Below are 13,451 nucleotides of genomic sequence, written 5' to 3'. Positions count from 1 at the left end.
GGATTTTAAAACTTTCTTCATTCTAATTCCTCCTCGTTATTTAATTATGTATTACAGTTAAAGCATACATTTTCTATGTTAAGGGAATGTTAATAATAGTTTTAATATTGTAAATATTAAAAAAGAAGTTGATCATCTACATACAGTAGGTAATCAGCTTCTTTTTATTGTGAAATAGACTTTTTCAGTTGTATTTTTGAAATAAAGGTTGTATTTTAATTAAACTTTTTTCAAAACGGTTAAACTTTGTTTTAAACGGTACGACTTTGTTATAAACAGTTAAACTTTATTTCAAATCAATATATGGTACAAGGGTTACTAATTTAAGGAACGGTATAGTCTACAACATAAAGAAATGTTAAGGGGAAAATAGCGTTTCATATTTATTGAATAGGTTCACTATATGGGAAAAGTGTTTCATATGTTAATTCTTTAGATCAATTGATGATGTATTGGGGAGTAATGTATAATAAATGTTATTTCGTTTATAAAACCAAAGATAAAAGTGTTTCATTACTTTTGTAAATATAAATGTGCCCGAAAAATAACAAGGTTTCTATATATTTAGGAGACTAAGTTGTGATGTATCTGTAAGTAAAGTATAGAAAGGAAGGAGTGACCAAATGGAAAAGTTAACACAAATGTTCACAGATGCCTTATTAATATCTGAGCCACTGTACGGGACTAATAAAGTAATTTGGGATAAATGGACTTCTTTTAGTGCAGACGTAGAAAAAGATAATAGTAAGGTGGTAACTTCGCAATATGTTTCACCCTCCTTGTCAGCTTTAGTATCATGGCTTAGTAAAAAGAATGATCAAGGAATCACTTCGCTACAAGTTGCTATTAAGTTGCACCAGTATAAGGATGAAATTCATTCGGAACTTGAAAGATATTTAGAAGAAGAGTTTCAAAATATTATTAAGGATAAATCAAATGTTGAACCAGTATCCATTTTAGAAAAAAATGAAGATGAAACAGATGATAAAGATTATTTTGAAGTTAATAATTCAGCTGTTTATTTCAAATTACGTGATGGGATCTCAAAAAATCATTTTGAAGATACTTCAAATATGGGTATAAAATCATATCCACTTGAAACGAAGGATAGTAATGCAGTAGCTCAACTTTCTTCTCATCGAGATGAAGATTTAAAGCTTACCAAAGCAAATGAAGCATCCCGGTGGAATACTTTAGTTAATGATGTAATGAGTAATATGGATGATTTGACGGCAGATGTATTAGACTCAATTACCATACAATGGTTAGCACAGGCCAAGTCACCAGATGAATTCATTGAATTTTCCTATGAGCAAGTATTGGACATGTGTAATGTCCCAAAAAAGAAAGTAAGTAAAGGGGAATACTATAGACCCGAAGATAAAATTAAGGTTGCTCAGCGGATTGCTGCTTTAGCGAGTATTTTCATATATTTAAATGATGAAAATGAAGTAGTGGTTTTAAATGATGAAAATGAGCACGATGAGCAATATAAAGTAAAAAGAGAAGTAATCAAAAGATTGTTTGTATTAGATTCTGTTGTACTATGGAGACACAGTACAACGAATGAATATATGGGAATCGAATCTTGTCGTATCAAACCTGGAAGCTTTTTAGCTAGTTATTTATATGGCTCAAGTAATACGACAGCCTTATTATCAAAAAAGGCGCTAGAGTATAACAGTTACCGACATAAATACCATAAACGTTTAATTCGCTATTTAACATGGCAATGGAGAATACGTCAGATATATTCAACTTTAAAGCGTCCTTATTCCATTGGAGGGGATAAAGGATTATTAGCTGTTATGGCAGTCCCACTAAAATGGAAACCAAGTCGAATTCGAGAGCATTTAGAGAATGTTCTCACTGATTTGGAACGGGAAAACGTAATTTCTAAGTGGGAGTATACAAGTGAATTAGATGAGAAACGTTTAAATAAGAAGAATTGGTTTAAGGATTATTGGGTGAATTTGAATATTACTATTTTGCCACCAGAAGAATTAATTAAATCTATGTACAATTTGCCAAAGAAAAAAACGTTAGAAATCAATGATGAAACAGCTATAGAATATATTGAAAAAAACGAAGATGTTATTGATATGCCACAAGTGAAAAGGAGTCAAGAGACTCACATATTTGATGAAGAAGTAGTTCGAGAAAAAATACTAAAACGGCATAATATTGACAATATTAGTATACGTGAATTAGCAAAAGAAATTAAAATTTCGGCTCCTACATTATCTAGATTTTGTAACAAGCAAACAAAGCGCCTATCGGCTAATGCGGTTGAAAAAATGTCCAAGTGGTATGAGAGACAAGTAATAATAGAAAAAATGTAACCTATTTNNAAATAGGTTACATTTTTTCTGTATGAGATAATCGGTTTTGGTACATGTAGCTTTGAAATAAAGTTTGATCAAAAATACCTCGCAATCCCAATTTTTACGATAAATAAAAAGAATCCATTTTGAAAAAAGATTGATCAAAATAGATTCTTCTCCAGCAGATTTAAGTTTAGTTTTTATAAAAAAATTTGATCATTTTTACCTATGTTGCTCAACAATCGCGCCCTTTAGTAGAATAACAAAACAATCCTCAATTCAGGTTTGTTTGAGTAAATATTTGCTTAATCCCCGTTTGCTAAGATTGCAAGCTCATCTATTGCGTATTTTATTTCATCTTTAATGTTATAGAAATGAGGGGCAATTCTTATTACATCTTTTCTTGCAGAAACAATAATTTTTTTGTCTCTTAACATCCCTTCTACTTTTGATGCATTTTCAACATGAAAAGACATTAGACTCGTTCTATTATCAGTAGATAATGGTCCAATGAGATGTAATCCTTTTTCTTGTCCATAAAATATGATGAATTGGGTTAACTCTTTTAAATATGTTTCAATATTGCCTATCCCAACCTCAAGTAGCAATCTTAGTGCCTCATAAGCTGCATAGATACTTATAAAAGAAGGCGTACCCGTTTCAAAACGACGAGCCCCCATTGCAGAAACAGGATTATAAATGTCAAATGAAGATGCTTGTTCTTGTCCAAACCATCCAGTAACTCTTGGCTTTAATTGCTCTGTCAGTTCTTTTTTTATATACAAAAACGCTACGCCGGGAATTCCTAACATGTATTTACGAGTTCCCGTTGCTAATATATCAATCTCCATCTCTTTCACATCAATCGGAATATGTCCTGCTGATTGGTAAGCATCGACGAATAAAAGTGAGCCTTTTCTATGCACAATACCAGAAATCTCTCTAACGTTTTGCTTATAACCGTTGTAATAGTTCACATGTGGAATACATGTAATAAGCGTATCAGTTGTTATTTCTTTTTCATATTGTTCCAGAGGTATTTCCCCATTGGAAGAACGAATTACGGAAATATTATCCTTAAATGGTTCTTGTGCAAACCATATATGACCGACAGTTGGAAAATCTATTTCCGTAAACACGATTTTATTTTTCTCTTGCTGATAAGGGAGGGAAGTTGCAATTGCAGAAATAGCATCAGAAACAGAACATAATACAGCAACCTCATCTGTTTCGGCTCCAATAAGTTCAGCAAATTTCACCCTAGTCTCATCCACTTTACTTATCGCTTCATTCCAATTACTACCTGACAGAAGTAGGCTATTCTGATATTCCTCAATAGCTCTTGAAACAGACTTTGCCAATGCACCTTGGGAACAACTAGCTAGATGTGTATGAGTAGCTAATATAGGAAATAATGCGCGATAAAAATCATGGTTCAATTCCTTTTCCCCCTTTTCTTGACATCAAATAATTCTGTATGTGAATTTTAAAATCCTTCTACCACTATATAGCCCTTTAGTGGAGTAACTTTATTGCTGCTCAAGAGTTCCTTAATCCGCCTTTCAGTTCAGATCTTCTTTTCACTTTTCACTATAAAAACACTCCTTTAGATAAACAGATCCAAAGGGGCAAAACATCGCGTCTTTTTTATAAACACCGTGACTTTATTTAAAAGCGACACAAGAAAAACTAACGGGTGAAAAATTGTTACTATAGCATAGATTGCAATTATTGAAGATTATTGTAGAAAAGAAGCTATTTTCTACAGTTGAAAAGAACCTAGAATAGCTTTAAATAAGAAAATGACTCTACAAATTTTGTAGGGTCATTTTCTTATGAATCGACTATTTATCTTATAATATACGAAAATTAGTAAGAAAGTGGTCATGCAACATTTGTCAGTATATTTGCTGGTGTATCAACAAATGTTGCAATATATATGTATGCTATATTCCACAAAAAAATTACATAATATTTGTGAGTATATGATTGTTCTAATACATCATATGTAATGAGATTAAAAGATATGCTAACTTTTCTTAGATTCAAGTGTATATATTTTGTGCATTTCGTACAAGCTTGAAATAAAAAAAGAAAAGGAGATTTATAACATGTGGGGCATTGGTAAGAAAAGAAGTAAACTAGGAAAATGGATCGATAAGAATGGATTATATCAAAAGGATCTAGAAAAAGAATCTAAAGTAAATCGTAATACAATTTCACGAGCTTGCAATGACCCGCACTATATCCCAAGCCAAAAGACAATACAAGCGATTCTAAAAGCGGTTCGTAAAATTGACTCTAAGAAAAAAATGAGTGATTTTTGGAACATGTAGACCAGTACACTACTAGCATTAGTCGTGTACTGGTCATTAGGTAAATATTGATAGTTCAATTGATTTTTTGTAGTTCTTCCCAACTACGTCCAAATAATTTAGCGTGTTCTTTTGTTAGGTTGGAATTATCATATTTTTGCTGAACCGGAGATTTCATTTTACAAATAAAGGCATGTTGTAGATCGCCACCAGCTCTTACTGAAACGATGGAATGAAATCTTGGTAATCTAGAAGCATCTTCAATAGTAATCGTGGGTTCAAGGCGATGCCTGGATAACTCAAATGTTTTGATATGATCATTGGCAAATAAAAATTGTTGCACACCGCCACCCTGCAAGTTTTCCTGAAGAGATACAGGCAATTTATTCCAGTGATGGAAGGCGTATAGTGAACCGAAACGCTCTTTTCTTCCTTCAGTACCAATACGTCCCATTAGCTTTGTAAGACCTTCAGTTGTGTATTGTTCGGGTTCATTGAATACCATAAAACAACCATTCTTTTGCTCTTCTTTAGACATCAACATACGTGTCATAAATGCTTTTAATGTAATCCAATGTACCAACGTTTTAGAAGCGAGTTCGCCAAGTTTTCTATTTGGGATTCGAATAATAACAACTTTACCTTCTGTCATCCATTTAGCAAAATCCACTTCTTCTTTTGGCTCCTGGGAAAAGATATCAAAAAGAGTGTCGTTTCCGAAAAAATCATCTAATCGATTCAAGACAGGATCAGCTTTACTTCCAAGTTCACTATTATCTCCCCAGCTCAATAATTCAGTAGCCAATCGTTGATTTCCTTTCTGTAGTAATCCTTCAATTACAGAAATCCGATATTCTTCATCTTCAATAATTCGTTTAATATTGTATAAAGAACCACATGAAGCTTTACTTGCTGTTTTCAAGTAACGTTTAGATCGAGCCATCCCTTCCATATCTCCAAAGAAATCAATTACTTCGTCAGCAAATCGACTTGCTCCTTTTCGCCCTAGTTTAGCAATTACTTCTGTTAAGTCCATTGGAACTATATAATTCTCATCGCTTAAATCAATATCAATAATTTTCTCCGGTGGTAAAGCATCACGTATACCATCTGCCATGCCTCGTTCGCCTTCCTCCACAATAACTTCTGGAATTATGGCACTAATACCATGATTTAAACAGCAATCTACTACCCAATTTTTAATAGCTGTATCTTTTCCACCCCCCTGTCCTCCAATGAATACGTATCCACGATACAATTCATCTGGATTACTAATAGGGAAATAGATTGGTATCTTTTTATCTTTTAATTCACTTTCGCCCAGGTGAATTCCCTTTGGGCCACATAGAATATTAGGAATATCGGTTTCTATTTTTCGTTTCACATTTAATTCCTCTTGATACCTACGCTGTAACTCTACAGTAGGCATTTGTAATGCTAAACGTGTCATCTCTTCCGTTGAAACAAGGTTTATATTTCCGTTAATTTTGGTTCGTTTAGATAACTGTAAGGTATTTAATTCCTGAATGATCTCCTTTTGTCTACTTCGAATGTTTATTTTAACGCTGTGTAATTCGTTGTTTTCAGCAATTTCACTAAATGCAAGAGATAAGGTTTCACCTATAGTTTCTCGTGTGAGACGGTCTTGTGAATGTGAAACAATACGTATATGACTTCTAAAAACAGGATTATTTATTTTTTCTCGACTCGCACTACTAATGTGACGTGCATTTATTTCATCCACTAAGGAAAAAGGCTTTTCGATCATTTTTCCTTTGCTGTAAGATTTTTCGCTTTTGAAAAATGTATTAGAAAGGGCATTGAATAGATCCGTTATTAAAAAGTTTATTTCATTTACAATCCCACCAAGGGCTTTTTTTGAAGCACCTATCACCTTTCGTGAATTGATTGTTGCCCTTTGAGGTACTTTCCCTTTAGATAGTTTTTCGAATGCCCATTGAGCATTTTTTACCCATTTTTGACGGGTTTCTGCTGTGTTACAAACACTTAATCTTGCAAAATCACCATCAAATTGTAATTCGTCCAATGTATTCATGATAGCTGCAATGGGTGTCTTGGGTTCATTAGTATTTGTGTTCAAACTAAATATATCGTGTTTTAAATATTTGAGTTCCTGGACAATTGTATTTTTAGTAGGAACATATAAATTTTTAATGTCAGTTTCTTTAATAGTAGCATGCATTTTATTTTCCAATTTTCGTTTTAGTTTTAATGCCTGGTATTCAGAAGTAGCAACATAAAACTCAATTTTTTTCTGTCCGTTTTCTTGCTTAAATATAACATCAAACCAAAAAAGATCTTGCTCTCTATAAGTGAATTTTAAGCCGTCTCTTTCTAAACGTGTACCTGGGGAGCTATACATCTCATACATTTTATAAATGGTTTTCCATAATTTTTTATTGTTATTGGAAATGTTGCTATGAGGGATAATTTGATATACAACCATTTTATTTTGTTCAATATGAAAAAAATCTGACCAAGATATACTTTCTATTTGATTTAAAAACCATTGTTTCTTTTTGTATTTGGGCTTATATTCAGCTGGTAAACCGCCATTATACAGAGCTGGATAATAAAATTTTTCTTTTACAACTGGAAAATTAGGATTTTTCATATCTGTAATAATAAAATTATCGCCTTGTATCACGTTCTATGCCCCCCTTACACTGATCCTAAAATGCATAATGCTAATATCATTCCAGCACCAAAAACTGCTATAGGTTTTAATATACCTCCTTTGTTGAACATGGAACTAAATATGATACACACACCAGCAAGTACAGCACTATACCCCATGATGTCAGGTAAATTCAAAATAAACCAATCCCATAATGTAATTCCAATCTCTTTAAAGAATGCACCTATTGGCTTTAAAATCAGCTCAACTTCCCCATGTACAACCCAATCAGAAAATGCATTTAATTTGTCTAACCACGAACCTTCACTGGCTTTTTTACCAATGTATAAACCATCTTGTAATTCCATTTTTCCAGTTATAGTAGATAAAATAAATTTCATAAGTGTGCCTCCTTTTATATATTTTTAAGGAAATCACGGATATCTATTGCATGTCTGGCTAGAATATAGCCACAGCATACACCAATTAAAATTTCTAATGCTTTTGTACGATGTCCCAAGGCCCAGGAAGCACCAGAGAAAATAATTACTAGTACAACACCAGAGTCGAATGCATTCATAATTGCGCCATGCACATTTCCGAATGTGGTATTTACGGTGGCTGCAAATGCAATTTTGGGAACAATAATTATCCAGGAGCCACCTGATAAAGTAATGATTTTTTTTAATGGTTTCTTTTTATTTACAGGTTCCATTTTATAACTCTGATCCATGAAAGATCGAAAGGGAATCGTTTGTGTTTTCACCATGTTGTAACACCTCTCGTATATTATTTTGCAAGCCACACATACTACAAACACATATAAAAATGGGAGGCTAATACTATGCATGTTGCTATAGCAACCGTTGTAGGAATTATTATCGGGTCATTGGTTAATATTTTTGTTGGTTGAGGGTATAAATGGCTGTGGGCTTAAAGAAGCCGACGGCTTTTTTGTTTGCTGTTTCATTTGTTCTATTCGTTTAGAAACGGATAGTTTTTCTTTAGAAATAGGTGTGCCTGAAGGGGGTTTTTTCTCTTGATCTTGAAGGGGTAAATTAGATTTACAATCAATTGTGTTATTTTCATGTGTCTTCATATCAGCCCATATTAATTTTTTTACATAACCACTAAAATTTCTTCGTTTTACATGCTTCAGCATCATTCTATCCTTCTCATTTTTTTCATTGAATGCGACAGGTTTACTGAATTTAGCCAAATAAGATCACACCTTTCGATATGAGCGGTAATATCGTTATGATAAAGAATATTCGATACAGATTGTCTAAAATGCCAATTTTTTTAGGAATAAATGCTATTACTGGTAATAGCAAAAAAACAAAAAAAAAAGCCCATTTCAATAATGGACTTGTTAGTTAGCTACTAGCACGCTTTATGCTAATAGCTATATGCAATATATATGCTTTCGGTGTATGTACCAATTAAATAAAATGTAGGGAATTAGAATGTATGTTATGAAGGGAACATGATATCAATTAAAAATCAAATATAATTTCACGTACCATATTGATAATAAAAAACTTCTAACAAATCATTGTATAAGGCCTAGTTCCAGCGTTCCTGTAACCAGGGGCAAAGTATCTATTGAGAACACAGTGTTTTATTGGTTAGCCCGACTTAATTCTTAGGAAAAACCAATGATTTTACAGTAACAAAAACGATCAGTTTAGATATAGTGTCAATTTGTACTATATTTACTGTCACAATACAACCGATACAGTGTAACAATACTATTACATAATTATTTTGTAACTTTTATTCTTTTTTTTTATTTTTTAGGTGTTCGAATTTTCGAACACCCTATACCTTATAAACCCTTGGTATTACTGGTTTTTTTTATTTCGCTTATCTCACTCTTATATATAGGGCTAAAAGTTCCGCAAGGAACGGGTCGTATTTTTGAGAAGAACACTCAAAAATCTCCACCCTCAAAATAAAAAACTTTTTTCGGCTCGATTTGCTTTTTTCGCCAAGCCGACAGACAAAACGCAAGATAATGGTTATCGACTTGGTCTAGCAATTATACGAGCCGAACCGCTTAGATCAATCGCTCTCAAATTGTTTGTATTCAAATTATTGATACGTTTAAATACGTGGGGTTTCGTCCCCACACGACGAGCCAGCACTCTAACCAAAACGCAAATTGTAAATCAAAAATTAATAGAAATAATAAAAGATCACGTACTTTTTCATAAATCGTAATATGTTAAAATGTGTAAAAAGAGTCCGAGGTGGCAATGGTGAAAAAGAATATATACGGTTTATCCCTTTTTTTAACTCTTATTGTTCTTGTATTTGTTTTTATGAAATTATTAGGGTTTATTTTCTGGATAAATGGAGGGCTATTAGATAAGTGGATGGCTTTGATTGGCTTATTCGCAATTCCAACTTCTATTTATTTCTTCTTAAAAAAATGGAAAGTAAGAACATCGAAAATTTTAATACTTAATATACTTATAGTGATAATCCACATAGTGTGGTTATGGTTGTCAGTTAAACAGCAGCCATATTATTATGCATATCTTGAAAGCAATCAAGTTCTCTCATCTCCATATGTAATCGAAGAGAGTCGGAACACAGGACCTCGAATACATTATTCTTCTAATGTAACCTGGAAAGGGTACACCTTATATAAATCAGTAAATTCTATTCTTTTTGTAAAGGAAAGTGTTAGAAAATCACAATACGGAAGACTTACTCAATCCATACGACTTGGTCGTGGTCATGCAGTAGAGAAGGATGGTCATATCTATATAGAAACTGATATTGGAGAAGATCTATTAGTTAAATAGAGGGGTAGCGTCCCGAAAGAATTTTGTATGCTCTATACATGTAAGGTTAACATAACGCATCATTATGAGCCTATTTACGTGCAAAACAAAAATAACGATCTATTACAGATCGTTATTTTTGTTCTCTATCTCTATATATTTAAAAAAAATTGCTTGATTTGATAAGTTCAATCAGGGCTGGTAATGCTGTAAATACAGGGATAATGTTTTTGAAATTACATTCAAAATACATTTCTGTATTTTCACCATTTTTCTTGTAGCGAATTCTTATCATATGCATCACCTCGATTATAAAAAAATAAAAAATAGATAGCCATTCCCTCTATTTCGGTTCTGTTGCAAAGTTTAAAAAAGCAGAAACAGGTATTGATAAATGAAGGGAACCATTTAGGCAGTGACTAATAATTTGTGTAATTCCTTATACGTTGAAAAACCGCAGTTTGACTGTAAACTGCGGTTTCGTTTATATATAGCATGAATGGTTTCGATCCCTTTCAAGGTACGTGAAGCATGACGTAGATTTTGAAATCCTATGGATTTGGAAAAACGTCGCTTGATATGTCTATGATCCTGTTCGATGAGATTATTGAAATGCTTAACGGTGCACTGTTTCGTATGCACATAAAAACCGTTGTTTTTCAGTTTTTTGAACGCACAAAGTAGGGCAGGAGCCTTGTCTGTTACGAGAACCGTTGGTTCCCCAAAAGCCTTCACTAATCGCTTCATAAACATATAGGCAGCTTGATGATCTCGTGTTTTACGAAGTTGGATATCCAAGGTGTATCCTTCTTGATCGATTGCACGATAGAGATAACTCCACTCTCCTTTGACTTTGATATAGGTTTCATCTAAATGCCATACGAACTGTGCTGATTTATTTTTCTTTTTCCAAATTTGATAAATCAGCTTGCCATATTCATGCACCCAACGCATGATTGTTGTAGGGTGAACTGAAATCCCTCGTTCTTTCATTATTTCAGATACATCACGATAGCTTAAAGAAAAACGGCAATAATAGCCGACGGCTACTAAAATAATATCTTTCTTGAACTGTTTTCCTTTAAAATATCTCATGCATCATGCTCCTCGAATCATTTTTCTTACATTTTAATTTCACTTAGAAAACTTTGCAACAGAACCGGAAATGCTAAAAAAAGATATAATTTGTAATTCAAATGAAAAAGAAATTATAGACTGTACAAATGATGATACAGATTATAACTGGATGATTATTTATAAACCGTATGGATTCTAAATTTAATTTCAGGTTTATGTGGTAAACATACGTTAAGACAAATATTGTAAATATTCGTAACCAAAAACGTTAAAATATTGCTTTTGTGGTTATTTGTTTTTAGTTATGGTTTTGGATATACGGAATTTCTATACGAAAAGGAAAATAAAAGTACCACTTAAAATCACCAAAAACGAAGTTTTATGGTTAAAAAATCCCTTAGAGTATAAAAAATTCAATTTCAACTTCCAAAAAATGTCTTATCATATGTTTTCCGCGTTTTGTTGGCGGTACGCCTTTTATAGAGTAGAAAAGCCCTATCTATACAGATAGAGCTTTGTCGTATTATTAGATCTTTTTAATGTTGAGCTCTTTTATACTTAATAGCGTCTTCTTGTTTATATTTCCAAGATTCATCTCTATAAATTATGTATTTTTCCTCAAATTTAGAAGAAAGAACGGAACATGCATGTGCATAATCCCATATTGCAACTGCCCTTTCTGCTAAGTCCTTGCATTCTACATCACTATCATGATAACGATTAAGACTATCCACATATTCAGTTAAATTTATTAGCTCTGTCATTAATTCTGCATCTAATACATCTTTAATAATTAGCAATTCATTAACAATACGTCTAGTCTCTTGATTTATAAAATCAAATAGTTCGAACCAATTTTGAAAAGGTCTGTAATTAAATTTTAATGGTTGATTAGGGTCTACTTCATAACAAAGGTCAAACATTTCAGAAACGTCTGGAAGAGGGTATTTGCTAAGAGAGGTATCTATTTTTTTCCCCTCCAAGGATAGTACCAAAGCAACTCCCATCTTACGTAGATTATAAACTTTGTTATCAACATATTGATAACTTTTCACCTTAGCATTGTAGCTTTGGAGATGAACATTCCAGAAAAAGAATAGAAATGATGTTATATAAGCAAAACATAGATTTCTATAAAGGGTCCCTAATTGGGCAGCATTTTTAAACAATTCGGGCTTGTGTACTAAATATAAATCTATAACGAGCACCGATATTATAGAGATAAACAATAAAATTCTCAACCATCTATTAACGGTTATAAATCTACGATACATGTATTTCATATATTTTTCCCCAGTTCTTCTAAAGTTTTATATCCATATGATATCCTATTTTTTCTCAAAATAGTTTTTTATTTCTTCAATGCAAAATTTTTTTATACTAAAAAAATGGCAACCAGCTTGAATTATCTGAATGTTTTCTCGAAATCGCACAAGTATACCGTCCGCAAAGGTATACTTTTATAGACAATCCAAGGGTTCATTTAACACTAAATACATGAAAGCTAAAAATGTATCTAAAGGTGTACCTTTGGGACACCAGTGTTATATGGTTAGTTATAAAAAAACAACGCACTCCGCAATCAGTGCACAGGTATGTCCGATGCGTTAATATTGATAGAAGATGGTACGTTATTAGAAGATAAAGGAGGATGGTAAAATGGCAGTAAATTTGAATTTTACAGTAACCATAAATGATTTGAAAGAAATACTGAAACGAGTGAAATTGAAAGGTAAATTTAAAAAAGAAAATGAGGAAAATGAGAAAAATTTAAGGAAAGTAATAATTTCATTTTATAAAGCTTCATCATTTGCAATAGAATTATCAAAGAAAGAAAACCTTCAATTAGACTTATATTATCCATCAGAACTAATGAACCCTAAAAACACCTGGGAAAAGTTCAAAACAACTAATAAATTGATATCAATACCGATTTCTTTAGAATTATGTATCGATCAGTTATGTGATAAATTTTGTATGGAGACTTTATCTTCCCAGCAGTATAAAGAAGTATCTATCTACTTTAAACAAATAGCTGATGATTTTGAATTACAATATGAACAGTTAAATACGTGAAGAGCATCCATAACGGGTGCTTTTTTTATTTCCAAAATGTTGGCGGTACCCCATGCCCATCAAGCTAACAGAACAGGTTGCCCCATCGCCATCAAGCTAAGATTTTGAAGTATCCACAAAACGAAAAAATGAACTAAATTTATCTCAAAAACTATGTCCCTGATACGTACATTTATGAATCATAGTAAATTGGAGTAAAATAACTTTACCAACAAATGTTATAGATAAA

The 13,451-nt window shown here is 32.5% G+C and carries 11 protein-coding genes; 4 read left to right on the top strand and 7 right to left on the bottom strand.

Translation table 11 applies throughout. From position 1 onward, the window contains the following. Positions 1-623: 623 nt before the first annotated feature. On the top strand, positions 624-2,342 hold the full coding sequence (locus tag CN326_RS20765; protein ID WP_098310876.1) for a helix-turn-helix domain-containing protein: 1,719 nt from the start codon (positions 624-626) through the stop codon (positions 2,340-2,342). A gap of 287 nt (positions 2,343-2,629) precedes the next feature. On the opposite strand, the gene CN326_RS20755 is transcribed toward CN326_RS20765, so the two are convergent. After that, complete coding sequence (locus CN326_RS20755; RefSeq protein ID WP_098310875.1) at positions 2,630-3,763, bottom strand: aminotransferase class V-fold PLP-dependent enzyme; 1,134 nt, start codon at positions 3,761-3,763, stop codon at positions 2,630-2,632. A gap of 672 nt (positions 3,764-4,435) precedes the next feature. On the opposite strand from CN326_RS20755, the gene CN326_RS20750 reads away from it, so the two are divergent. Beyond that, the gene (locus tag CN326_RS20750) at positions 4,436-4,660 is read left to right on the top strand and encodes a helix-turn-helix domain-containing protein (protein WP_098310874.1); all 225 of its coding nucleotides are present in this window, start codon (positions 4,436-4,438) and stop codon (positions 4,658-4,660) included. Between the two features lie 55 nt (positions 4,661-4,715). On the opposite strand, the gene CN326_RS20745 is transcribed toward CN326_RS20750, so the two are convergent. From CN326_RS20745 to CN326_RS20730, 4 genes are all read right to left on the bottom strand, one after another. Next, the gene (locus tag CN326_RS20745) at positions 4,716-7,307 is read right to left on the bottom strand and encodes an ATP-binding protein (RefSeq protein WP_218007855.1); all 2,592 of its coding nucleotides are present in this window, start codon (positions 7,305-7,307) and stop codon (positions 4,716-4,718) included. Between the two features lie 14 nt (positions 7,308-7,321). Continuing rightward, positions 7,322-7,678 (bottom strand): hypothetical protein, encoded by a 357-nt coding sequence (locus tag CN326_RS20740; protein WP_098310873.1) that lies wholly within the window; start codon positions 7,676-7,678, stop codon positions 7,322-7,324. A 14-nt stretch (positions 7,679-7,692) separates the two neighbouring features. Further along, positions 7,693-8,046 (bottom strand): glycosyltransferase, encoded by a 354-nt coding sequence (locus CN326_RS20735; protein ID WP_098310872.1) that lies wholly within the window; start codon positions 8,044-8,046, stop codon positions 7,693-7,695. Positions 8,047-8,163: 117 nt separating this feature from the next. Next, entirely contained in the window at positions 8,164-8,496 is a 333-nt protein-coding gene (locus tag CN326_RS20730; protein ID WP_255258175.1) for a hypothetical protein, read from the bottom strand. A 1,042-nt stretch (positions 8,497-9,538) separates the two neighbouring features. On the opposite strand from CN326_RS20730, the gene CN326_RS20720 reads away from it, so the two are divergent. Continuing rightward, positions 9,539-10,090: a hypothetical protein gene (locus CN326_RS20720; RefSeq protein WP_098310870.1), complete on the top strand. Its 552-nt coding sequence runs from the start codon at positions 9,539-9,541 to the stop codon at positions 10,088-10,090. 387 nt (positions 10,091-10,477) lie between these two features. On the opposite strand, the gene CN326_RS20715 is transcribed toward CN326_RS20720, so the two are convergent. Together CN326_RS20715 and CN326_RS20710 are read right to left on the bottom strand one after the other, a co-directional pair. Beyond that, positions 10,478-11,164 (bottom strand): IS6 family transposase, encoded by a 687-nt coding sequence (locus CN326_RS20715; RefSeq protein WP_098310869.1) that lies wholly within the window; start codon positions 11,162-11,164, stop codon positions 10,478-10,480. Positions 11,165-11,682: 518 nt separating this feature from the next. Continuing rightward, complete coding sequence (locus tag CN326_RS20710) at positions 11,683-12,429, bottom strand: hypothetical protein (protein ID WP_098310868.1); 747 nt, start codon at positions 12,427-12,429, stop codon at positions 11,683-11,685. Between the two features lie 376 nt (positions 12,430-12,805). Between CN326_RS20710 and CN326_RS20705 the strand changes: the two genes are divergently transcribed. Beyond that, on the top strand, positions 12,806-13,222 hold the full coding sequence (locus tag CN326_RS20705; protein WP_098310867.1) for a hypothetical protein: 417 nt from the start codon (positions 12,806-12,808) through the stop codon (positions 13,220-13,222). Positions 13,223-13,451 lie beyond the last annotated feature (229 nt).

This window comes from Bacillus sp. AFS018417 (assembly GCF_002560985.1).
GTDB lineage: Bacteria > Bacillota > Bacilli > Bacillales > Bacillaceae_G > Bacillus_A > Bacillus_A rhizoplanae.
This window is presented reverse-complemented; position numbering and strand designations above follow the sequence as displayed.

What these genes read in the sequence shown, in the direction of transcription:
- CN326_RS20735 (WP_098310872.1), bottom strand. Translation starts at nt 8,046, where the DNA reads ATGGTGAAAACACAAACGATTCCCTTTCGATCTTTCATGGATCAGAGT.
- CN326_RS20750 (WP_098310874.1), top strand. Translation starts at nt 4,436, where the DNA reads ATGTGGGGCATTGGTAAGAAAAGAAGTAAACTAGGAAAATGGATCGAT.
- CN326_RS20740 (WP_098310873.1), bottom strand. Translation starts at nt 7,678, where the DNA reads ATGAAATTTATTTTATCTACTATAACTGGAAAAATGGAATTACAAGAT.
- CN326_RS20765 (WP_098310876.1), top strand. Translation starts at nt 624, where the DNA reads ATGGAAAAGTTAACACAAATGTTCACAGATGCCTTATTAATATCTGAG.
- CN326_RS20705 (WP_098310867.1), top strand. Translation starts at nt 12,806, where the DNA reads ATGGCAGTAAATTTGAATTTTACAGTAACCATAAATGATTTGAAAGAA.
- CN326_RS20715 (WP_098310869.1), bottom strand. Translation starts at nt 11,164, where the DNA reads ATGAGATATTTTAAAGGAAAACAGTTCAAGAAAGATATTATTTTAGTA.
- CN326_RS20710 (WP_098310868.1), bottom strand. Translation starts at nt 12,429, where the DNA reads ATGAAATACATGTATCGTAGATTTATAACCGTTAATAGATGGTTGAGA.